Raw genomic sequence first — 22,141 nt, 5'->3', positions numbered from 1 at the left:
GAACGCGGATCCCGTGTTGGCGCCGACCCACAGGCTGCCGTTGCTGGGGTGGTAGCCCACGACGTCGGCCCGGGAGTCACCCGTGAAGTCGCCGGCTACGAAGCTCCAGCCCGACGCCGGGCTGACCGTGGCATAGCGGGTGAACGAGAACGCGGATCCCGTGTTCACGCCGACCCACAGGCTGCCGTTGCTGGGGTGGTAGCCCACGACGTCGGCCCGGGAGTCACCCGTGAAGTCGCCGGCCACGAAGCTCCAGCCCGACGCCGGGCTCACTGTGGCATAGCGGGTGAACGAGAACGCGGATCCCGTGTTCACGCCGACCCACAGGCTGCCGTTGCTGGGGTGATACCCCACCACGTCGGCCCGGGAGTCACCCGCGAAGTTTCCTGCTACGAAGCTCCAGCCCGACGCCGGGCTGACCGTCGCGTACCGCGCGAACGAGAACGCGTCGGCGGCGACGCCCGGGCGGGAGACGGGTGCCGGGCCGCCAGGTCCGCCCGGCGTACCGGCCTGCGCCGCGCCGGCTCCTGCCACCGCGGCGAGAACGCCGGCGAAGCAGGCAGCCAGGCCCCGGATGAGACGACTGCGCATGAACAGCTCCCTCCATGTCGATATCGGCTGCACCGAATCCCATTCAGGGTCAGTCATGCGTGGCCTCGAAACAACGCCGGGAAAAGGCACCCGTTGCGCATTCGGCCGCCGGAGGAAGCGATGAGAATTAACCAGAAACACCTCGTCCTGTGATTGCCACAAAAGTTCTGCAGATTTGTTTCAGGAATTGGTCGTTCGTGGTCACCGCGGCGCGGTAGGCGCCCTGAGTCCCCCGGCCCCGACCACCATGCGTGGGTCGGGACCGGGGGGAGCCGGCCCGCATACGGGTCAGGGCAGCACCCACTTCTGGTTGGCCGCGCCCAGGCAGTCCCAGATGTGGATCTGCTGACCGTCGGCGGAGCTGTTGTTGGACACGTCGAGGCAGCGGCCCGACTGGGGGTTGCGTACCGTGCCGTCGGCCTGGGCGGACCAGACCTGCGCGGCGGTGTTGTTGCAGGTGTAGAGCTGGACCTTGGTGCCGTTGGCGGTGCCGCCGCCGGCCACGTCCAGGCATTTGCCCAGCGCTTTGAACGTGCTGTTCGGGGTCACGGTCCAGTTCTGCGCGGCGGTGTTGTTGCAGGTGTAGAGCTGGATCTTCGTGCCGTCGGCGGTGCCCGCGCCGGAGACGTCGAGGCACTTGTTCGCCAGGCCGCGGACCGGGCCGGTGCGCGGGCCGGGCGGCGGGGTGGTGCCGCCGAGCTCCTTGATCCGGACGTTGCGGAACGAGACGTCGTCGCCGGTGCCGTGGTTCTGCAGACCGATGTGGCCGGCCAGCGAGCGCACCGGGTCGGTGTTGGTGAAGTCGTTGATCTTCGTGCCGTTGAGGAAGACCTGCAGGCGTTCCCCCTCGACCAGCAGCTCGTACGTGTTCCACTCGCCGGGCGGGTTCAGCGCGGCGTCGCGGGCGGCGAGGTCGGCGGACTTGAACGTGTAGACCGCGCCGGTGGTGCGGTCGGCGGCGTCCGTGGCGTCGATCTGCACCTCGTAGCCGTTGTTCACCGCGGACCACGGGTCGTCCGACGGCGGGAAGCCGATGAAGACGCCGGAGTTGTCGTCGTCGGTCATCTTCCAGTCCAGCTTGAGCGAGTAGTTGGTGAACTGCTTCGCGCTGTACCAGAGCAGGCCCATGCCGCCGGTGGACGTCAGCGTCTTGTCGGTGTTGGTGAAGGAGCCCGGACCGGCCTGCGACCAGCCGGCCGTGGAGCCGTCGTACAGCTTGGTGTAGCCGCTCTCGGGCCGGCAGTCGGCGTTGGCCGCTCGGGCCACGTACCGGATGCCGCCGAGCAGGTGGGCCCGGAAGGCCGGGTCGGCGTACGACTCGATGGTGTGGCCGCCGCCGGTGTAGAACGACCGGCCGCCGTCGAACGTCTTGCACCAGGCGTGCGGGTGGTCGGCGCCCATGCCGCCGCCGGAGTACGAGCTCTCGTCGAGCGTGGCCAGCACGTGAGCCGTCGAGCGGGCGTTCGTGCGGTAGTTGTACCACTCGTCGGTCCGGCGCCAGCGCTCCGGCAGATGGGCGGTGGCCGGGTGCGCCCGGTCCTCGACCACGACGTCGGCGGCTTGGATGGCCGGGTGCGAGGCGAACCAGGCGCCGACGAGCTCGCCGTAGAACGGCCAGTCGTACTCGGTGTCGGCCGCGGAGTGCACCCCGACGTACCCGCCGCCGCCGCGGATGTAGCTCTCGAAGGCGGTCTGCTGAGCCGCGTTCAGCACGTCGCCGGTGGTGTTGAGGAAGACGACGGCCTCGTACGGCGCGAGCCCGCCGGTGGTGAAGACGGCCGGGTCCTCGGTCGCGGTGACGGAGAAGCCGTTGCCCGCGCCGAGCTCACGGATGGCGGTGGTGCCCGCGGCGATCGAGTCGTGCCGGAATCCGGCGGTGCGGGAGAAGACCAGCACGTCGTACGGGTCGTCGGCGGCCGCGGTCACGGCCGGGGCGGGCAGCATCAACAGGGCGGCGAGCACTTTACCGATCATGGGAGCACCCACTTCTGGTTGGCCGCGCCCAGGCAGTCCCAGATGTGGATCTGCTGGCCGTCGGCGGAGCTGTTGTTGGACACGTCGAGGCAGCGGCCCGACTGGGGGTTGCGTACCGTGCCGTCGGCCTGGGCCGACCAGACCTGCGCCGCGCTGTTGTTGCAGGTGTAGAGCTGCACCTTGGTGCCGTTGGCGGTGCCGCCCCCGGCCACGTCCAGGCATTTGCCCAGGGCCTTGAACGTGCTGTTCGGGGTCACGGTCCAGTTCTGCGCGGCGGTGTTGTTGCAGGTGTAGAGCTGGATCTTCGTGCCGTCGGCGGTGCCCGCGCCGGAGACGTCGAGGCACTTGCTCGCCAGGCCGCGGACGGGCCCGGTGCGGGGGCCGCCCGGGCCGTTGAAGGTGAACGCGTCCACGTCGAAGAGCGCGCCCGCGCCGCCCGAGAAGGTCAGGTACAGCGTGCCGGCGGCGGCCGGTGCGCCGCTGATGGAGCCGGTCACGTCGGTGAACGTCTCCCAGCCGCCGGTCAGCGGGACCGTGGCCGAGCCGAGGATCGTGCCGGTCGGTGATCCCGTCCGGACCTGCAGCGTGCCGCCCACGCCGCCGGAGGACACCCGGGCGGTGAACGACGTGGCGTTGTCCAGCCGGTACGGCTCGAACGCGATCCAGTCACCGTTGTTGATGTTGCCGACCGTCCGGCCGCCCTCGGCCTGCGTCTTGGTGATGGGGTCGACGCCGGCGGAGGTCTTGTAGTGCTCCGCCTGGCGGTGCCGGGGCTGCAGGGTGTGCTGGGTGTGCGTGGTCAGCCCGCCGGCGTCGGTGTACTCGGCGTCGAAGACCGCGAAGATGTTCGCCGCCGCGTCGTGCTCGCCGTCGACCGGGATCGTGATCGAGCCGGTGCAGCCGTTCTGCGACGTGATCTGGTGGCCGTGGCTGTCGTGGCCCAGCACGTACGTCATCTTGACCTTCGTGCAGTCGATCGACGTGTCCTCCGGATCGGTCACGGTGATCGAGAACGGGATCGTGTCGCCGTACGCGAAGAGCGATCCGTTGCCCGGGCTGTTGATCCGGACCGTCGGCGCGGTGTTGCCGACCGTGATCTGCACGCTCGCGGTGCCGGTCAGGCCCTCGGCGTCGGTCACCGTCAGCGTCGCCGAGTACGTCCCGTTGGTGGTGTACGTCTTCGTCGGGTCGGCCGCCGTCGAGGTGCTGCCGTCACCGAACGCCCAGCGGTAGGTCAGCGCCCCGCCCTCGGGGTCGGAGGAACCGGCCGACGAGAACGTGACGCTCAGCGGCGCCTGCCCGGACGTGCGGTTCGCGCTCGCCACCGCGGTGGGCGCCCGGTTCGAGCCGGCCAGGTAGTCGAAGCGGTAGAGCGCCGAGTTGGCGTCGCCGTTGAAGTAGCCGGTGCCGTAGTCGAGGACGTACAGGGCGCCGTCCGGGCCGAACGCCATGTCCATGACCTGCTTGCCGCTCCACGGGAAGGACGAGATCTCGCCGACCGAGCCGTCCGCGCCGACGTGGATCGGCTTGATCCAGCCCCGGCCCAGCTCCCCGGCGAAGAAGTGGCCGTCCAGGTCGGCCGGGAACTTCGTGGGCGAGTTCAGGCTCGCGTCGTAGCGGTAGACCGGGCCGGCCATCGGGGACTCGGAGCCGCCGCCGAACTCGGGCGGGGTGCCGCTGTCGCCGCCGTACTTGATCCAGGCCGGCCGGGCCGGGGGCAGCTTGGTCTGGCCGGTGTTGCGGAACGAGTTGTTCGTCGGGCCGCCGGCGCAGTCGTACTTGGGGCCGGTGCTGTTGGTGGCGAAGTTCCACTCGTTGTACGTCTCGGTGCTCGTGTTCGAGCCCGTGCAGTACGGCCACCCGTAGTTGCCGGGGCTGGTGATCCGGTTGAACTCGACCTGGCCGCTCGGGCCGCGGTTCGGGTCGGTGGTGCCGGAGTCGGGGCCGTAGTCGCCGAGGTAGACGATGCCGGTCGCCTTGTCCACGCTCATCCGGAACGGGTTGCGGAAGCCCATCGCGTAGATCTCGGGACGGGTGTTCGGCGTGCCCGGGGCGAAGAGGTTGCCGCTCGGGATCGAGTACGACCCGTTCGCGTTCACCTTGATCCGCAGCACCTTGCCACGCAGGTCGTTGGTGTTGCCGGCGCTGCGCTGCGCGTCGTAGCCGGGGTTGCGGTCGGTGCGCTCGTCGATCGGCGCGTACCCGGCGGAGTCGAACGGGTTCGAGTCGTCGCCGGTGGACAGGTAGAGGTTGCCGGCCGCGTCGAAGTCGATGTCGCCGCCGACGTGGCAGCACAGGCCGCGGTCGGCGGGCACGTCGAGGACGTCCACCTTGCTGCCGGTGTTGAGGGTGAAGTCGGCGTTGAGCGTGTACCGGGACAGCCGGTTGACGCCCTGCCAGGCCGACCAGTTCGAGCCGGTCGCCGGGGCGTCGCCGGACGGCGTGGACAGCGGCGGCGCGTAGTAGAGGTAGATCTGCCGGTTGGTGCTGAAGCCCGGGTCGACGCCGACGCCCTGCAGCCCCTCCTCGTCGTGGTTGTAGACGGGAAGCGTGCCGATGACGGTGGTGGTGCCGTTCGCGTCCGTACGCCGCAGCGTGCCGTTGCGGGCGGTGTGCAGCACCGACCGGTCGGGCAGGACGGCCAGGGCCATGGGCTCGCCGACCTCGTCGACGCCCTTGGCGAGGGTCACCTGCTGGTAGTCGGTGGGGTCGATGTCGTGGGCGCGCGCGGGGGAGGCGACGGCGACCAGCAGGCCGCCCGTCAGTACGGCGACCGCGGCACACGATCGATATCTGGGCATACGTCGATGTCTTGGGGCCATGGAGGTCCCACCCTTTCCTGACGTCGGGGAGTTGCCAGGCGAGCCGCGCGGACCCCGGGGACGGCCGCGCCGCTCGTAACCGCCGTGTAACGGTGAGGAAACGCTAGTTACTTCCGCAGCGACTGTCCATACTTTCGTCCGACCTGCATGGACTTTCGTCTATGGCGACAAAAAGTGCGCCACCCGGCCCGGGGCGGCGCACTGTTCTGCAAGCGGCGTCAGGAGGCGTAGTGCAGGATCACGTTGTGGACGTGGTGGGTCTTCTCGGAACCCCGGAACTCCACCTCGTAGACGTGCTGACCGACGGTGATGGCGATGGTGCCGGTGGAGAAGTACTGCCCGGCCCAGCTCTTGTTGCTGACCACGCTCACGCTGCTGATCTTCGAATACGGGATGCTCGTGATGGCGAAGCGCTTCCCGGCGAAGGACTTGTCCTGGATGATCACCCGGCGGTTGGTGAGCCCGATGAAGCCGGTGCCGACGCCGACCGCGTCGTAGACCGCGATGATCTGCTCGCCGTCGAGCAGACCCGACTGGATCTGCTGGAACTGGCCCTTGCTGTCGTACACGGGAGCCGTCATGACCGACGAGGTTACTGCGGGCCGACCACCGTGCGGTACGCGTCCTCGATCCGCGCCGCCAGGGTGACCTCACCATCGGTGATGGCCTGACCGTCCGGGGCGCCGAGCAGGATCTGCGTGTGACCGTCCGTACGGTGGATCCGCGGGCGCAGGCGCAGTGTGTCGGCCGCCACCTTGATCCGTTCGGTGAGTGCGGCATGCTGACTGTCGTCGCACACGAGCACGCGCTTGAGCTGAACACCGTCCTGCGTCCAACCGCCGAGCACCGCCAGCGCGTCGCTCAAGTAATCGGAGCGGGCTCCCCGTGCTTTCCTGCCCCGCATGTGCGCACCTCCCGGGCGTCGTTGCCGGCTTGTGGCCAAACTGTCGCCGTGTCGTCATGGTCGGTGCCCACAGTCTTGTCTTCGCCGTCAACTATGTCCACGCCCACATATCCGTGTTCTCGTGACGATCGGGACGCATCGTTCAACCTGTTCGGTCAAGTTTTGTGGCACGCTCTTGGTTCATGCCCGCAGAACAGCACGTCAGCACGCCGAGATCACGGAGAGTGATCGTAGCGGCCGTGATCGTCAGCGGCGGCCGGGTGCTCGCGTGCGAGCGGTCCGCCCCGCCGGAGGTCGCCGGGCGCTGGGAATTCCCCGGCGGCAAGGTGGAGCCGGGCGAGAGCGACGCCGAGGCCCTCGCCCGCGAGTGCACGGAGGAGCTGGGCGTACGGGTGGAAGTGGGCGCCCGAGTGGGCCCGGACGTGCCGCTGGCGCACGGCCGCGCCGTCCTGCGCGTCTTCGCGGTGACGCTGCTGAACGGCGACGAGCCGCGCGCCCTGGAACACACGGCGATGCGCTGGCTCGCCGCGGACGAGCTGGACAGCGTGCCGTGGCTGCCGGCCGACAAGCCGATCGTGGCGGAGCTGCCCGCCCTACTGGCCGGCGATCGTCCGGCGTAGCTCGCGCTTGAGCACCTTGAAGCTCGGCCCCATCGGCAGCGCCTCCACGAAGCGCACCTGGCGCGGGTACTTGTGCCGGCCCAGGCGCTCCTTCGACCACTCGACGATGTCCTCGGCGGTCACCGCGCCGGCCGCCTCCGGCACGATCACCGCGCAGATCTCCTCGCCGTGCACCTCGTCCGGCACGCCGATCACCGCCACCTGGACCACCGCCGGGTGCCGCGCCAGCACCTCCTCCACCTCGCGCGGGTAGACGTTGAAGCCGCTCCGGATGATCAGGTCCTTCTTGCGGTCCACGATCGTGATGAAGCCGTCGGCGTCCTTGGTGCCCAGGTCCCCGCTGCGGAACCAGCCGTCGACCAGCGCGTGCGCCGTCTCCTCCGGCCGGTTCAGGTAGCCGGCGAAGACGTTGTGCCCGCGGATCACGATCTCGCCGAGCTCGCCGGTGGGCAGCAGCTCGATGCGCTCGTCCACCTCCGCGCGGGCGATCTCGACCTCGACTCCCCAGATCGCGTGCCCGATCGTGCCCGGGCGCGTGCCGAAGGCCGGCTGGTTGGTGGTGGCCGTCGGCGAGGTCTCGGAGAGGCCGTACCCCTCGTAGATCAGGGCGTGGAAGGTCTCGCGGAACTTCTCCAGCACCGCCACCGGCAGTGAGGCGCCCCCGCTGACGCACAGGCGCAGCTCGGGCAGCCGGTCCGCCTTGGCCGCCGCCTCCAGCAGCGCGATGTACATCGTCGGCACGCCGTGGAACACCGTCACGTTCTCGCGCACCATCAGGTCGATCGCCGCCTCGCCGGTGAAGCGCGCGAGCAGCACCAGCGTGCCGCCGAACCGGAAGGTGCCGTTCATGCCCACGGTCTGGCCGAACGTGTGGAACAGCGGCAGGCACCCCATCACCACGTCGTCGCCCCGGACGTCGTTGGCGTCGAAGACGTTGACGGTCGCGTTCATGACCAGGTTCAGGTGGGTGAGCAGGGCGCCCTTCGGCTCGCCGGTGGTCCCGCTGGTGTAGAACACCACCGCCACGTCCTCGGCCTCGCGGGACACGTACGTCCGCAGCGGCGGCACCGACGCGGCGACGTCCTCCAGCCGCTGCGGAGCCTGCGGCAGGTCTGGCGGCAGTGGGCCGACGCTGAGGAGTTTGGCGCCGGTCTGGGCCGCCGCGGCCCCCGCGGTCGCCAGCTGGCTGGAGTGCGCCACGACCACGCTCGCTCCGCTGTCGCGCAGCACGTACGCCATCTCGTCGGCGGTGAGCAGCAGGTGCACGGGAACGACGCGTGCGCCGGCGGCGAGGACGCCGTAGTAGACCCGGGGGAAGTCCGTGACGTTAGGGACCACCACCGCGACGGTGTCGTCCGGGGCGACGCCGAGCTGCTGCAGGCCGGCCGCGTACGAGCGCGCCTGCTCCCAGAGGTCCCGGTACGTCGTGCGCGTCTGGCCGTCGACGATCGCGACCTTGTCCGGATACTTGCGGGCGGCCTCGGCGAGCACGGTGGCGAGCGACAAAACGGTCATGAGAGGTGTCCGCCGATCTTGGTGTAGCCCCGCAGCAGGTCGCGGGAGATGATGAGGCGCTGCATCTCGTCGGTGCCCTCGTAGATGCGCATCAGCCGGACCTGGCGGTACCAGCGCTCGATCGGCAGCTCCCGGGTGTAGCCCATGCCGCCGTGGATCTGCATGACCCGGTCCACCACGTTGTTGACCATGGCGGCGCCGTACAGCTTGGCCATGGAGGAGGCGTGCCGCGGGTCCCAGCCCTGATCGACCGTCCAGGCGGCCTTGAGGATGAGCCAGCGGGCCGCCTCGAGCTCCACCTCGGAGTCCGCGATCATCCACTGGATCGCCTGGTTCTCACCGATCTTGCGGCCGAAGGTCTCGCGGGTGTTCGCGTAGTCGATCGCCATGCCCAGCGCCCGCTCGGCGATGCCCAGCGCGTTGGACGGGATGAGGTAGCGGCCCTTGCCGATCCACTTCATGCCCAGCTCGAAGCCCTGGCCGAGCTCGCCGAGGATGTTGCGGTGCGGCACCCGGACGTCCTCGAAGATCAGCGACGCGGGGCCGCCCTCGCCCATGGTCTGAATGAACTCCGAGCGCCACCCCATGTCCCGGTCGACCAGGAACGCGGTCGTGCCGCCGCCGCGGACGCCCTTCTCCCGGTCGGTCACGGCGACCACGATGACGAAGTCGGCGTCGTTGCCGTTGGTGATGAACGTCTTCTCGCCGTTGAGGACCCAGTCGTCGCCGTCGCGGCGGGCGCTGAGCTTGATGTTCGCCGCGTCCGAACCGGCGCCGGGCTCGGTGATCGCGAAGCAGGAGATCCGGTCGCCCTCGATGGTGGGGATCAGGTATTCCTGCTTCTGCGCGTCGTTGGCGTAGTAGAGGATGTTGTCGGCCTCGCCGCCGAACTTGAACTGGACGAAGGTGCGGCCCACCTCGGTCCAGATCAGGGACTGCAGCACCGCGGGGAGGTTCATGCCGCCGTACTCCTCGGGGGTCGACAACCCCCAGAAGCCGAACTTCTTGGCCTTGAGCTGCAGCTCGCGCAGCTCGCTGTGGTCCAGGCCGGGCTGGTGGGCGCGTTCGCGGCGCAGCGCCTCCTGCTCGAGCGGCAGGACCTCGCGGGTGATGAACTGGCGAGCGGTGTCGCGGACCGCCCGCTCTTCGTCGCTGAGTGAAAAGTCCACGTGCTAAAACTAGCGGTGTAAGTTTTCCCGAGTCCAGAGGTTCAGGAGTGCCGAAATGGCCCGGCCCCGCCAGTCGTTGCTCACCCGCGAGCGCATCGTCGAGGTGGCGGCCGCGCTCGTGGACGCCGAAGGGCTCGACGCGGTGTCGGTGCGCCGGCTCGCGACCGAGCTCGGGGTCGCGGGGCCGTCGCTCTACAACCACTTCGCCACCAAGAACGAGATCCTCGACGCGGTGGCCGACGCCGTCGTCGCGCGGGTCGACGTCTCGTTCTTCGCCACCCACGAGTGGCAGGACGCGCTGCGGCTCTGGGCCCGCTCGTACCACGCGGTGCTGAGCGCCCACCCGAACATCGTCCCGGTGCTGGCCCAGGGCCCCGGCCGGCGGCCGTCCGCGCTCGCCATGGCCGACACCGTCTACGGCGGCCTGATCCGGGCCGGCTGGCCGCCGGCCCGGGCCACCCACATCGGCGCGCTCATGCGCTACCTCGTCACCGGCTCCGCGCTCGGGTCGTTCGCGCTGGGCTTCGATGAGGACCCCCAGGTGTACGCCGAGCGCTACCCGCATCTGCGCGACGCCCACCTGCTCGCCGAGCACCGCCGCAGCGTGGACGAGGGCGCGTTCGAGCTCGGCCTGGAAACCGTGGTCACCGGCCTGGAGGCCCTGAAGAACGGAGTGCTGCGATGAACCGGGACAGTCTCTACATCGGGGGAAAGTGGGTGCCCGCGTCCTCCGGCGACACGATCGCGGTGGAGAACCCGGCGACCGAGGAGATCCTCGGGCACGTGCCGGCCGGCTCCGCCGAGGACGTGGACCGGGCTGTCGCCGCGGCCCGCGCCGCCTTCGACGACTGGGCCGCGACGCCGATGGCCGAGCGCGGAGCAGCGCTCGGCAAACTGCACGAGGCGCTCAGCGCCCGCGCGGGTGAGATCGCCCGGACGGTCGGGCTCGAGCTGGGCGCGCCGCTCAAGGTCGCGAAGGCGGTCCAGGCCGGACTTCCGCTCACGGTGCTGCGCGGGTACGCCGACCGCGCCGCGCAACCGGTCGAGGAGGAGACGATCGGCCACTCGCTGATCGTCCGCGAGCCGGTGGGCGTGGTCGGGGCGATCACCCCGTGGAACTACCCGCTGCACCAGGTCGTCGCGAAGGTGGCCGCCGCCCTGGCCGCCGGGTGCACGGTCGTGCTCAAGCCCAGCGAGCTGACGCCGCTGGTCGCGTACCTGCTGGCCGACGCCGCCGACGAGGCCGGCCTGCCCGCCGGCGTGCTGAACCTGGTGCCGGGCACCGGGCCGGTCGTGGGCGCTGCGATCGCCGCGCACCCGGACGTCGACATGGTGTCGTTCACCGGCTCCACGGCGACCGGCCGCGCGGTCTCGCACGCGGCCGCCGACCGGATCGCCCGGGTCGCGCTCGAGCTGGGCGGCAAGTCGGCCAACGTGATCCTCGAGGACGCCGACGTCACCAAGGCCGTCAAGGTCGGCGTCGGCAACGCGTTCCTCAACTCCGGCCAGACCTGTACGGCGTGGACCCGCATGCTCGTGCACCGCAGCCACTACGACACCGCCGTGGAGCTGGCCGCCTCGGCTGCGCAGGCGTACCGGACGGGCGACCCGTTCGACGAGGCGACACGGCTGGGACCCCTGGTGTCGGCCGCGCAGCGCGAGCGGGTACGCGGCTTCATCGACCGCGCCGACGCCCGGATGGTCGCCGGTGATGCGCCCGTACCCGAGAAGGGGTATTTCGTGCCCGCGACCGTGTTCGCCGACGTCGACCCGGACAGCGAGCTGGCCCAGGAGGAGATCTTCGGACCGGTCCTGTCGATCATCCCGTTCGACGACGACGACCACGCGGTCCGGATCGCCAACAACTCCCGGTACGGCCTCGCCGGCGGCGTCTGGGGCTCACCCGACCGCGCGCTCGCCGTGGCGCGCCGGATGCGGACGGGCGCGGTCGACCTCAACGGGGCCGCGTTCAACCCGGTGGCGCCGTTCGGCGGCTACAAGCAGTCCGGCATCGGCCGTGAGCTGGGCGTGCACGGCCTGTCGGAGTTCCAGCAGACGAAGGCGATCCAGCGATGACGGCGTACGTCCGCGCCCTGGTGGTGCGCGAGCCCGCGGCGGCTCCCACGGTCGAGGAGATCCGGCTCCCCGAGGTCGGCCCCGGCCAGGTACGGGTCCGCATCCGCGCCGCCGGCGTCTGCCACTCCGACCTGTCCATGGTCAACGGGACGCTGAGCCCGCCGTACCCGCTGGTGCTCGGTCACGAGGCCGCCGGCGAGGTCGTCGAGGCCGGCGCCGGGGTCACCCGGGTCACCGCCGGTACGCACGTCGCGCTCAACTGGTCGCCGCCGTGCCGCGAGTGCTGGTTCTGCACCCACGGCGAGCCGTGGCTGTGCGCGACGGCGAACGTGGCGGCGCTGGAGAACGGCGCCACCCTCGACGGCGCGCCGGTGCACGTGACGCTGGGGCTGGGCGCCTTCGCCGAGGAGGTAGTCGTGCCGGAACGCGCGCTAATCCCCGTACCCGACGCATTGGGGTGGGAAAGCGCGGCCCTGCTGGGCTGCGCCGTGCTGACCGGCACGGGCGCGGTCCGCAACACCGCCAAGGTGGCCGCGGGCGACTCGGTGGTCGTGATCGGACTCGGCGGCGTCGGGCTGTCCGTGGTGACGGCGGCCCGCGCGGCGGGCGCGGCGACGGTGGTCGCGGTGGACGTCTCCGAGGGCAAGAAAGCCCTGGCCGAGGCCGCCGGCGCGACCGACTTCGTGGTGTCCGGCGAGAACCTGTCCAAGGACATCCGCTCCCGCACGGACGGCCGCGGCGCGGACCACGCCTTCGAGTGCGTGGGCCGGGCGGCGACGATCCGGGCGGCGTGGCGGGCGACCCGCCGCGGCGGCCGGGTCACCGTGGTGGGCATGGGCCGCGCCGACGACATGGTGCAGCTCAGCGCGCTCGACATCTTCTCGTCCGCGCGGACGCTGCAGGCCTCCGTGTACGGTTCGGCCGACCCGGACGCCGAGGTGCCGGCGCTGGCCGCGGACGTGGTGTCGGGGGCGCTCCGGCTGGATCATCTGGTGACCGACCGTATCGGGCTGGGGGACGTGCCCGCCGCGTTCGACCGGATGGCCCGGGGCGAGGGCGCCCGGTCGGTCGTCACTCTCTGAAACCGCAGGCAGGCCGGGGCGCCAGCGGGGCGTGGTCCGTTCCTGGACGGCCAGCGCAAGCAGACGCCCGGCGGATCGCCGAGGAGTTCCTGGACGAGATGAGAGCGCGTTTCACGCACGACATCGTGATTTTGAGGTGAACGGACCGATTCGGTCGTCGAGGAGGAGATGTGGCGCTGCGCCGGGTGGGGTTCTACCGCGAGATCCATCCGGACTCCACCCTGCCGTGGCTGCGCGAGCGGTCGGGCACCCGGCGGACCCGGTCGGAGGCGGAGATCGTCGCGTACCTGCGCTCGGGGCACATGATCTCCGCGGTCATGGAAGGCTCACGCGACGTCTTCGACGACACGCCGTTCCCGGAGGGGTCGGGCTGTTCCTCGTTTCTCACAGACGGAGCCTGGGTGTGGCGTAACGACCTTTCGCACTACGTCGAGAAGTACCACGTCCAGATGCCGGACGAGTTCGTCCGGCATCTGGTCGAGTCCGGGTTCCGGGTTCCGGACATGTCGCCGGAGCGGCTCGCCGAGCTGGTCGAGGTGGAGAAGCGGGAGCTCGGCCCGGACTGGTGGACCACGCCGTGGTGACGCTCGAGGAGGCCCGGGCGATCGCCGAGGCGTTCATAGACGTCGAGATGCGGGCCCGATTTCCGCACGAGATCGTGATCGTCGAGTACGCGATCGAGGACCGCGGCGATGCCTGGGTGTTCCCGTACAACGGCCGCGGCTACGTGGAGCGCGACGACTTCAACGAGATCATGCTGGACAACTATCCGGTCGTGGTCGACAAGGCGACCGGGACCGTCGGTTACGCCGCGTAAGTGTGACGGGACAGGCCGAGGGGCGCCGTTTCGGTGCGGAGGGGCCGGGTACCCCTCGGTCATGACCGTGACGATCCGTTGTGCCGACTTCGGCAACAACTGTCCCGCCCAGTTCACCGCCTCCGACGACGACGAGCTCATGCAGCATGTCGAACTGCACACCAAAACCGCTCACCAGCCGATGGAGTGGACTCCGGAGCTCGCCGAGGTGGCGAAGACGCACGTTCAGCAGGTGTGACGCCGCGTCCGTGACGCAGCGTAGCCTCCTGGTGCGGGAGGCGATTGATCAGTGATTGGTCTTCCATCCGATCATCGATCCCGCGCACCCTGGTCGCACGATGACCAGGACAGCGGCGAAGTTCCTCATGGCGGTCGCCACCCTGCTCGGGGTTTGCGGGGCGGTGGTGGCCGGGCCGGCCGATGCGGCCCGGGCCATCGCGAACGGTGAGCGCGTGCCCGACGGACGGTATACGTTCGCGGTCAAGCTGACGATGACCGGCATTCCGACCGCCGACGGCGGCCGCCGGGACAGCTCGTGCTCGGGCGGTCTGATCTCGCCGCACTGGGTGCTCACCGCGGGGCACTGCTTCCGCGACGTCCGCAACAAGCATGTCTCCCGGCCGGTCGCGCGCAAGACCACCGCCACCGTCGGGCGCGCCGACCTGACCAGCGACGACGGGCATGTCGCGACGGTGGTCGAGGTGCGGCAGAGCAAGACGGCCGACGTGGCGCTCGCGCGGATCGACCAGGGGATCACCGACATCAAGCCGTTGCGGATCAGCCGTAGCGCGCCGCAGGTCGGGGACAAGGTGCGGCTCGCCGGGTTCGGTCTCACCGACGGTGACGCCGACGAGGAGCCGACGCGGATGCGCACCGGGCGGTTCGAGGTGACGTCGGTCGGCGGGAACGCCATCGGGCTGTCCGGCGTGGCGCCGCGGTCGAGCACGAGCCCGTGCCCGCACGACTCCGGCGGGCCGTACTTCGCCGAGGGCGACGGGACGCCCGTCGTGGTCGCCGTCGTCAGCCATGGTCCGACCTGCCCGCACAAGGGCGAGGATCAAGGCGGCCGGATCGACGCCGTCGCGCGCTGGATCACCTCGATCGTCGGGAAGGACCTCGCCTCCACCCCGAAGGCGCGGCCGAAGCCGTCGCCGTCCGGGGCGCCGGCGGGCACGAAGCAGGCCGCGCGCCCGTCACGGCCCGCGGCCGGCCTGGGTGATCTCACGGCGTACCGGGTGTCGGTCCCGGCCGTGGCCGTGGTCGCCGGTGCGGTCGGTTTCGCCGTGCTGCGCCGGCGTCGCCGCCGGCCCCGCGGCGGGGTGCACCGGCCACGCTGAGGCTTCACCGGTACGCCGTGAAGCCGACTCCCGCAAGACTGCTCTTCCTCCGATTCGATGTGTATGGTCCGAAGAGATCACTACTACGGGGGAGGGGTATGACTACTCCGCGTAGCGAGATCGCGGCGGCCGATCAGGAGTTACGGCGGCTGGACGATGCCGCCGAGCACGTCGCCGGGATCTGCTTCAAGACCGGGCCGCCGCGCCGGCTCGGGGTCGAACTGGAATGGACCACCCATCCCGCCCGCCGGCCGGCGGCGCACCTGCGGGCATCGGACCTGGGCCGCGCGCTCGGGCCGTACGCGCCCACCACGCTCGGGAACCCCGAGCCCGTGCCGCTCCCGGGCGGCGGCACGGTCACCCTCGAGCCCGGCGGTCAGGTCGAGATCTCCTCCGCCCCGGCCACCTCGCTCACCGCGTTGCACGACGCGGTCAGCCTCGATCAGGCGTACCTCGCCGACCTCCTGGCACGATCCGGGATCGGCCTCGGCGGGCACGGCCTCGATCCGCACCGGCCGCCGGTGCGCATCCTCGACACCCCCCGGTACGCGGCCATGCACCGCGCCTTCGACCGGGCGGACAGCTCCGCGGGCCGCACCATGATGTGCAGCACCGCCGGGCTGCAGGTCTGCCTCGACGCCGGGCCCCCGCACCGGGTCGCGGCGCGCTGGGCCGCCCTGCACGACCTCGGGCCGCCACTGCTGGCCACCTTCGCCACCTCCCGTACGCACGCGGGCCGGGACACCGGCTGGGCGAGTGGGCGGATGGCCGCCTGGCACGGCATCGACGCGCGGCGCAGCGGCCCGGTGCCGCGCTCGGCGGATCCGGCCGCGAGCTGGGCCGCGTACGCGCTCGACGCACCGCTGCTGTGCGTCCGCGGCACCGAAGGGCGCTGGGACACCCCGGACGGCGTGACGTTCGCCGACTGGGTCCGCGGCGCGCTGCCCCGGCCGCCCACGGTCGACGACCTCGACTACCACCTCAGCACGCTGTTCCCGCCCGTACGGCCGCGCGGCTACCTCGAGGTGCGCTACCTCGACGCGCAGCCGGACGGCGAATGGATCGCGCCGCTCGCGGTGCTGACCGCCCTGTTCGCCGACGACGCGGTGACCGACGCCGCCCGCGACCTCGCCCGTCCCGCCGCCGACCGGTGGACGGCCGCGGCTCGCAGCGGCCTCGCGGATCCCGTCGTGGCGGCGTGCGCGGCGGACGTGGCCGATCTCGCGTGCCGCCACCTCGATCGCACCGGACTGCCCGGGCCCGTCCGCGCCACGGTCGCCGACATCGTCGACCGGCGACTGCGCGACGCGGCCCCCCTCAGGAAGGACTCGCTCCGATGACAGATCTGCGACTGACCGTCGCCGCGGAGATGGAACGCGCCCGCGCGCGTACGGCCCTGCTGACCGACGCCGTGGACGAGGCCGATCTCGTCCGCCAGCACTCCCCGATCATGTCCCCGCTGGTGTGGGATCTGGCGCACGTCGGCAACCAGGAAGAGCTGTGGCTCGTGCGGGACGTGGGCGGGCGGGAGCCCGTACGCCGCGACATCGACGAGCTGTACGACGCCTTCAAGCACCCGCGGCGCGACCGTCCGGCGCTCCCGCTGCTGGGACCCGAGGAGGCCCGGGCGTACGTGGGCCAGGTGCGGGACAAGGCCCTCGACGTGCTCGATCGCGTACGCCTCGACGACCGCCCCCTGGTCAGCGGCGGGCTCGCGTTCGGGATGATCGTCCAGCACGAGCAGCAGCACGACGAGACGATGCTCGCGACCCACCAGCTGCGCGCGGGTGCTCCCGTTCTCGACGCGCCGCCTCCGCCGTCCGCGCGCGGACCGGTCGGGGGCGAGGTGCTCGTGCCCGGCGGTCCGTTCACGATGGGCACCGACACCGAGCCGTGGGCGCTGGACAACGAACGGCCCGCGCACACCGTGGACGTGCCGGCGTTCCTCATCGACGTGGCCCCGGTCACCAACGCCCGCTACGCCGAGTTCATCGCCGCGGGCGGGTACGACGAGCCGCGCTGGTGGAGCGAACGCGGGTGGGCGCACCGGCAGGAGGCCGGGCTCAGCGCGCCGATGCACTGGCAGCGGGACGGGGACGGGTGGGCGTACACGCGGTTCGGTCGTACGGAGAGAGTCGTTCCCGACGAGCCGGTCGTGCACGTCTGCTACTTCGAGGCCGAGGCGTACGCCGCGTGGGCCGGCAAGCGGCTGCCCACCGAGGCGGAGTGGGAGAAGGCCGCCCGGCACGATCCGGCGACCGGCCGTTCCCGCCGCTACCCGTGGGGCGACGAGCCACCGGAGCCGCGGCACGCCAACCTGGGCCAGCGCCACCTCGCCCCGGCGGCGGCCGGCGCGTACCCGGACGGCGCCTCGCCGCTCGGCGTCCATCAGCTCATCGGTGACGTGTGGGAGTGGACCAGTTCCGGGTTCCACGGCTATCCCGGCTTCGCCGTCTTCCCGTACGCGGAGTATTCGCAGGTGTTCTTCGGCGGCGACTACAAGGTGCTGCGCGGAGGCTCGTTCGGCACGGACGCGGCCGCCTGCCGGGGCACCTTCCGCAACTGGGACCACCCGATCCGGCGGCAGATCTTCAGCGGCTTCCGCTGTGCCCGGGACGCCGTTTGATGTGCCGTCATCTGGCCTATCTCGGCCCGCCCACGCCGTTGGCGTCCCTGCTGCTCGATCCGCCGCACGCGCTGGTGCGGCAGGCGTGGGCCCCGCGGGACATGCGCGGCGGCGGCACCATCAACGCCGACGGCTTCGGCGTGGCCTGGTATCCGCCGGGGCACGCCGAGCCGGTCCGCTACCGCAGCGCCGCACCGATGTGGTCCGACGCCGCGCTGCCGGCGCTGGCCTCCGCCACGGTCGCCGGGGCGGTGCTGGCCGCCGTACGGTCCGCCACGGTCGGCATGCCGGTCACCGAGACGGCCGCCGCGCCTTTCACGGAGGGCCCGTGGCTGTTCAGCCACAACGGCGTCGTCCGCGGCTGGCCGGAGTCGGTCGCCAAGACCGCCGGCCGGTTGCCCGTCCAGGACCTGATCACCCTCGACGCACCGACGGACTCCGCGCTGCTGTGGGCGCTGATCCGGGACCGGCTGCGCGCCGGGGCGCCGGCGCCCGAGGCGATCGTGGACGTCGTGGCCGAGGTCGACCTGGCCGCGCCCGGCTCCCGGCTCAACCTGCTGCTCACCGACGGCCGGCAACTCGTCGCGACCACCGCCGGCCACGCGCTTTCCGTGCGCGCCACGCCCGGCGCACTCCTCGTCAGCTCCGAACCTCTCGACGACGGGCCGGAATGGCAGCCCGTCCCGGACGGCCACGTGCTGGTGGCCACCCCGTCGACCCTGACCCTCACCCCGCTAGGGAGATCCTGATCCATGTTGGACGTACACCTCGACGAGCAGGACATCGCCCGGCATCTGCGGGCGGACGTGGCCACCGGCCTGACCGCCGCGGCCAAGTGGCTGCCGCCGAAATGGTTCTACGACGCCCGTGGCAGCGAGCTGTTCGAGGAGATCACCCGGCTGCCCGAGTACTACCCGACCCGTACCGAACGGGCGATCCTCGCCGGGTGCGCCGCGGACTTCGCCGCGCTCACCGACGCCAAGACGCTCGTCGAGCTCGGCTCCGGCTCGTCGGAGAAGACCCGCCTGCTGCTGGACGCGCTGCTGCGGCATGGCACGCTGGGTTCGTTCGTGCCGCTCGACGTCTCCGAGGCGGCGCTGCGCGAGGCGGTCGCCGGGCTCACCACCGACTATCCCGACCTGTCGGTCCGCGGCGTCGTCGGCGACATGACCCGGCACCTGCAGCACATCCCGGACGGCGACAACCGGGCGGTCGCCTTCCTCGGCGGCACGATCGGCAATCTCGTGCCGGCCGAGCGGGCGACGTTCCTGCGCGACCTGCGGGCCGTCCTCGGGGAGGGCGAATGGCTCCTGCTGGGCACCGACCTCGTCAAGGATCCGGCGATCGTGGTGCCCGCGTACGACGACGCGGCGGGAGTGACGGCCGACTTCAATCGCAACGTGCTGCGCGTGATCAACTCGCGGCTGGGCGCGGACTTCGACGTGGACGCGTACGACCACGTGGCGCTCTGGGACGCGCGGAGTGAATGGATCGAGATGCGGCTGCGCGCCCGTACGGCCCAGCGGGTCACGATCCCGGAACTCGGGCTCACCGTCGACTACGCGGCGGGGGAGGAGATGCGTACGGAGATCAGCGCCAAGTTCCGCCGCGAGGGGCTCGCAGCCGAGCTCGCGGCGTCCGGCTTCGCCCTGCGCGAGTGGTGGACGGACCCGCAGGGCTGGTTCGCGGTCTCCCTGGCCCAGGCGGTCACTCCGGCGTGAGGGAACGGCCGGCGGGCGGCGGCGATCGGATCGTCGCCCGCCCCGGCCTGCCTCAGGAGGTGGCGTCCTGGGAAGCGCCGACCGTCACGGCGAGGAGGCCCTTGACGGCCGGCTCGTAGAATTCGCCGACCTGGCTCAACGCCTCGTAGATCTCCGTCAGGCTGGGGTCGTCCGGCCGCGCGCCGGCGGGCCAGTCGTGGGACGCCACGAAGTAGCTGGAGTCGCTGAGCACGTTGGATCCCCTGTCTGTGTCCAGGCCACCGCCAGTGAAGCGGTCGTGCGGTGCCTCGACATCAGTCATCGGTATCACCTTGGGCGACTAAAGGCTCGGGGAGCCACCACGTGCTCAAGAATTCTCACTGTGTCCCGGAGAATCGGACACCCGGCTCGAGAAGTACATGAACTCCTTGAACCGCACGATATGAATGAACAGGATCGCACTCACGTTGATGACGGCCAGAACCGTCAGCAGACTCCAGTATAGGCTCCCGATTCCGAGCACCTGCAGATTTGTCGGATTGCGGCCGTCGAAGAACGGCAGCTTGCTCTTGGTGATCAGATACAGCGTGCTGGCGCCGAGCGACAACAGCGAGGTGCACAGCAGCGAGAGCCGGCCGGCCAGCGTGCCCTCGAGCAGTCGCCGCGCCGGCGGGTCGAAGCCCAGCCAGGCCGCCGCCACGGCGGGGAACGCCAGCAGGTACGCGGGCGCATCGGAGTCGAGCTCCGGCTGCCGGGACATCACGAAGCCGATGATCCAGACCAGCAGGGCGGCGGAGAATGCGGCGACGAGCGCGCGCAGGGTGGAACCGGGCGGAACCTCGTAGAACCGGAAACGAATGACCGGCACCGGCCGGCCCGCGGCGGGTTCGGCGAATTCCCGGCAATAGAAATGTGCGTACGACTGCCCGGCCCGGCGCCGGAAGCGGTAGTACGGTTTCATCGCGCCATTCTTCAGCTGCATGCCCCGGTCGAAGAAGGTCGCCAGGTCCGGGGCCTTCTGATGCCCGACGTAGATGCCGTCCCCGCCGTCGACGAGAAGGTGGTAGCTGTGGCTGGCCCAGGCCTGCTCCAGCGTTAGGGAGATGTCGACCGGGCGCGCGCCCAGCAGCACCCGCAGCCGGGCGCGCAGCCAGGAGAGCCGTTTTCCCTTCTCGCACCGGCGAAGCTTGAGCGCCGGGGTGATGGTCCGCTCGTACTGAAGGACGAAGCGGCCGGTCGACGGGTACGGAACGGACACCAGCACCGCATAGTGACCGGCCAGCTTCTCGACCAGGCGGGCCGCCAGCCGGGCCACTCCGGGACGCGGCACCCGGAGGTTCCGGAGGAGGTCGGCCGCGGACGAGTCGACCGGTTCGTGGTCGCGGCGCATGACGGCGCGTAGCGCGCTGGCCTCCGCCTGCTGGGCCTCCGGCGGCAGGGTGCGGGCGTTGTAGGCGATCAGCAGCAGCGTCCGCAGCGCGCGGGCCACAGTCGAGAGGTATTCCGAGTAGGCCAGGACCGGAATTCTCGCCCCGTCGGAGTCGGCGACACAGAGGTTGTCGACCAGCTGCCCCTTCGGAGGCACGAGCAGCGGGAACAGGATTTCCCGCTGGTCGGCGTCGGGGGCCGGTTCGGCGACGTTCAGCTGGGCGGGAATGGAGACGTCCAGGGTCATCTGCTGGCGCAGCACCCGGTGCCCGACGTCGTATCGTTCGACCACGCGCTGGCGGAATGCGGCCGGACGCGTGACGCCTAGAACCAGCATCTGCACCTGCAGGACCCCGCTCGGATCCACCGCCGTGTCGCCCGCCTCGTGCTGGAGCTGAGCGACTTCGATATCGCGGATTCCCGGACTGGTGCACCTCATGTGGGATTCCAGCATCGGCTTCCAATGCTTGACGCGCCAATGCCAGTAGCACAGAGCGGCACCAGCCGCCGCCGCGATGGTGCGGGACACCCAGTCGGGCCAAGCGCCGTAGTGAGCGAGCGGGCCGACGACCACGAACGCCAGCAGGAGTGGTGCCAGGACGACGACCCACCCGTTGAGTGGCGCCGGCCTCTTCTCGTCGTCGAGTTCGTCAACCGTCGAGGCGGCCGCGGCTGGTCCGCCGTCGTCGCGCTGGCCGTCCTCTTCGCCCGGCATATCCGCAGCCTAGAGCGGCTCCGAGAGCGCTCGAGGGCACATGGGCGACCTCGCCGCAGCACCTGGCCGAACGGAGGAGGCGCGTCGCACCTCCCGTCACTCGACGCTCAGGGCCGGCCGTTCAGCAGCGCGGTCACCGTCCGGGTGAGGACCTGCCGGGCCTCCTCCACGTCGAGGCCCATTGCGTCGCGCAGGGTGCCCCAGCTGGGCCACATGCCGGCCGTCGTCAGCGCGTTCAGCAGGGCCTCGTCGTCGCCGATCTCGCGGGTGAACAGGGCGCGCAGCTCGTCGCGGACCCGCTGGATGTGGGCTCGGCGGTAGCTCTGCAGGGCTGGGGAGAACGGCTCCTTGAGCGACGACGCCTTGGCGATCGGGGCGATCTGCTCCAGCATGCGGGCCCGCTGGTGGCAGTACGCCTCGATCCGCCGCTCGAGGGGCAGGCCGGTGGGGACCGGCTCGTACGTCTCGTCGCGCTGCTCGAGGATGAGCTGGCCGCTGGCGGCGAAGAGGGCCTCCATGTCCGCGAAGTGGCTCCACAGCGCGCGCAGGCTGACCCCCGCCTGCTTGGCGATGCGGTCGGCGGTGGGACGCAGGTCGCCCTCGCGGATGAGGGCGACGTGCGCCTCGACGATCGCGGCGCGGGTGCGCTCCGAGCGGGCCGTGCGGCCGTCGATGCGGTGGGACGGGCGGGATGAGGCGGCCGGCATCAGTAGCTCCGGTGGTGGCTCGGGCGGCGGACCCGGCCCGGTGTGCGGGCCGGGCGAC

Annotated in this window: 22 protein-coding genes; 12 read left to right on the top strand and 10 right to left on the bottom strand. The window is 71.1% G+C overall.

Annotated elements, in window-relative coordinates; translation table 11 throughout:
* The 5 genes from AB0K03_RS12185 to AB0K03_RS12165 form a co-directional block, all read right to left on the bottom strand.
* A partial coding sequence (locus AB0K03_RS12185) for a VCBS repeat-containing protein (protein WP_364683475.1) occupies positions 1–591 on the bottom strand: 591 nt, incomplete at its 3' end.
* 288 nt (positions 592–879) lie between these two features.
* Positions 880–2,565, bottom strand: coding sequence for a ThuA domain-containing protein (locus tag AB0K03_RS12180; protein WP_364683473.1), 1,686 nt, complete (start codon positions 2,563–2,565; stop codon positions 880–882).
* On the bottom strand, positions 2,562–5,366 hold the full coding sequence (locus tag AB0K03_RS12175) for a PQQ-dependent sugar dehydrogenase (protein WP_364683471.1): 2,805 nt from the start codon (positions 5,364–5,366) through the stop codon (positions 2,562–2,564). Before AB0K03_RS12175 ends, AB0K03_RS12180 begins: the two co-directional genes overlap by 4 nt.
* A 239-nt stretch (positions 5,367–5,605) precedes the next feature.
* Positions 5,606–5,968 (bottom strand): PH domain-containing protein, encoded by a 363-nt coding sequence (locus tag AB0K03_RS12170; protein WP_364683469.1) that lies wholly within the window; start codon positions 5,966–5,968, stop codon positions 5,606–5,608.
* 11 nt (positions 5,969–5,979) lie between these two features.
* Entirely contained in the window at positions 5,980–6,291 is a 312-nt protein-coding gene (locus AB0K03_RS12165) for a pterin dehydratase (RefSeq protein WP_364683467.1), read from the bottom strand.
* Positions 6,292–6,473: 182 nt separating this feature from the next.
* Between AB0K03_RS12165 and AB0K03_RS12160 the strand changes: the two genes are divergently transcribed.
* Complete coding sequence (locus AB0K03_RS12160; RefSeq protein WP_364683465.1) at positions 6,474–6,911, top strand: (deoxy)nucleoside triphosphate pyrophosphohydrolase; 438 nt, start codon at positions 6,474–6,476, stop codon at positions 6,909–6,911.
* Here the strand turns inward: AB0K03_RS12160 and AB0K03_RS12155 are convergent.
* Both AB0K03_RS12155 and AB0K03_RS12150 read right to left on the bottom strand, forming a co-directional pair.
* On the bottom strand, positions 6,885–8,426 hold the full coding sequence (locus tag AB0K03_RS12155; RefSeq protein WP_364683463.1) for a long-chain fatty acid--CoA ligase: 1,542 nt from the start codon (positions 8,424–8,426) through the stop codon (positions 6,885–6,887). The two genes, AB0K03_RS12160 and AB0K03_RS12155, sit on opposite strands and share 27 nt — an antisense overlap.
* On the bottom strand, positions 8,423–9,595 hold the full coding sequence (locus AB0K03_RS12150; protein WP_364683461.1) for an acyl-CoA dehydrogenase family protein: 1,173 nt from the start codon (positions 9,593–9,595) through the stop codon (positions 8,423–8,425). Before AB0K03_RS12150 ends, AB0K03_RS12155 begins: the two co-directional genes overlap by 4 nt.
* A gap of 55 nt (positions 9,596–9,650) precedes the next feature.
* Between AB0K03_RS12150 and AB0K03_RS12145 the strand changes: the two genes are divergently transcribed.
* The 11 genes from AB0K03_RS12145 to egtD all read left to right on the top strand — a co-directional run bounded on the left by AB0K03_RS12145 (position 9,651) and on the right by egtD (position 19,254).
* The gene (locus AB0K03_RS12145) at positions 9,651–10,280 is read left to right on the top strand and encodes a TetR/AcrR family transcriptional regulator (RefSeq protein WP_364683459.1); all 630 of its coding nucleotides are present in this window, start codon (positions 9,651–9,653) and stop codon (positions 10,278–10,280) included.
* A complete protein-coding gene (locus tag AB0K03_RS12140; protein ID WP_364683457.1) occupies positions 10,277–11,671 on the top strand; it encodes an aldehyde dehydrogenase family protein in 1,395 nt (464 codons plus the stop codon). The genes AB0K03_RS12145 and AB0K03_RS12140 overlap by 4 nt, the downstream gene beginning before the upstream one ends.
* Complete coding sequence (locus AB0K03_RS12135) at positions 11,668–12,753, top strand: alcohol dehydrogenase catalytic domain-containing protein (protein WP_364683455.1); 1,086 nt, start codon at positions 11,668–11,670, stop codon at positions 12,751–12,753. Before AB0K03_RS12140 ends, AB0K03_RS12135 begins: the two co-directional genes overlap by 4 nt.
* A 170-nt stretch (positions 12,754–12,923) precedes the next feature.
* Positions 12,924–13,337, top strand: a complete 414-nt coding sequence (locus AB0K03_RS12130; RefSeq protein ID WP_364683453.1) for a hypothetical protein — start codon at positions 12,924–12,926, stop codon at positions 13,335–13,337.
* Positions 13,331–13,570, top strand: a complete 240-nt coding sequence (locus AB0K03_RS12125) for a YrhB domain-containing protein (RefSeq protein WP_364683451.1) — start codon at positions 13,331–13,333, stop codon at positions 13,568–13,570. Before AB0K03_RS12130 ends, AB0K03_RS12125 begins: the two co-directional genes overlap by 7 nt.
* A 61-nt stretch (positions 13,571–13,631) precedes the next feature.
* Positions 13,632–13,808 carry a DUF1059 domain-containing protein gene (locus tag AB0K03_RS12120; RefSeq protein ID WP_249610920.1) on the top strand — a complete coding sequence of 59 codons (177 nt, stop codon included), beginning with the start codon at positions 13,632–13,634 and terminating at the stop codon, positions 13,806–13,808.
* Positions 13,809–13,908: 100 nt separating this feature from the next.
* Complete coding sequence (locus tag AB0K03_RS12115; RefSeq protein ID WP_364683449.1) at positions 13,909–14,907, top strand: trypsin-like serine protease; 999 nt, start codon at positions 13,909–13,911, stop codon at positions 14,905–14,907.
* Positions 14,908–15,005: 98 nt separating this feature from the next.
* Positions 15,006–16,247, top strand: coding sequence for an ergothioneine biosynthesis glutamate--cysteine ligase EgtA (gene egtA / locus AB0K03_RS12110; RefSeq protein ID WP_364683447.1), 1,242 nt, complete (start codon positions 15,006–15,008; stop codon positions 16,245–16,247).
* A complete protein-coding gene (egtB, locus tag AB0K03_RS12105; RefSeq protein ID WP_364683445.1) occupies positions 16,244–17,533 on the top strand; it encodes an ergothioneine biosynthesis protein EgtB in 1,290 nt (429 codons plus the stop codon). Before egtA ends, egtB begins: the two co-directional genes overlap by 4 nt.
* Positions 17,533–18,282 carry an ergothioneine biosynthesis protein EgtC gene (egtC, locus tag AB0K03_RS12100; protein ID WP_364683443.1) on the top strand — a complete coding sequence of 250 codons (750 nt, stop codon included), beginning with the start codon at positions 17,533–17,535 and terminating at the stop codon, positions 18,280–18,282. Before egtB ends, egtC begins: the two co-directional genes overlap by 1 nt.
* 3 nt (positions 18,283–18,285) lie before the next feature.
* Positions 18,286–19,254, top strand: coding sequence for an L-histidine N(alpha)-methyltransferase (gene egtD, locus AB0K03_RS12095; RefSeq protein WP_364683441.1), 969 nt, complete (start codon positions 18,286–18,288; stop codon positions 19,252–19,254).
* Positions 19,255–19,306: 52 nt separating this feature from the next.
* Here the strand turns inward: egtD and AB0K03_RS12090 are convergent, their stop codons facing one another.
* The 3 genes from AB0K03_RS12090 to AB0K03_RS12080 form a co-directional block, all read right to left on the bottom strand.
* Positions 19,307–19,555, bottom strand: coding sequence for a hypothetical protein (locus AB0K03_RS12090; RefSeq protein WP_364683439.1), 249 nt, complete (start codon positions 19,553–19,555; stop codon positions 19,307–19,309).
* Between the two features lie 45 nt (positions 19,556–19,600).
* Positions 19,601–21,376: a hypothetical protein gene (locus AB0K03_RS12085; RefSeq protein WP_364683437.1), complete on the bottom strand. Its 1,776-nt coding sequence runs from the start codon at positions 21,374–21,376 to the stop codon at positions 19,601–19,603.
* A 107-nt stretch (positions 21,377–21,483) separates the two neighbouring features.
* Positions 21,484–22,083, bottom strand: coding sequence for a TetR/AcrR family transcriptional regulator (locus tag AB0K03_RS12080; RefSeq protein ID WP_364683434.1), 600 nt, complete (start codon positions 22,081–22,083; stop codon positions 21,484–21,486).
* Positions 22,084–22,141: the final 58 nt, after the last annotated feature.

The organism is Actinoplanes sp. NPDC049316 (genome assembly GCF_040677315.1).
GTDB lineage: Bacteria > Actinomycetota > Actinomycetes > Mycobacteriales > Micromonosporaceae > Actinoplanes.
The sequence above is the reverse complement of the archived record's forward strand: the minus strand, read 5'-3'. Positions and strand labels throughout refer to the sequence as shown.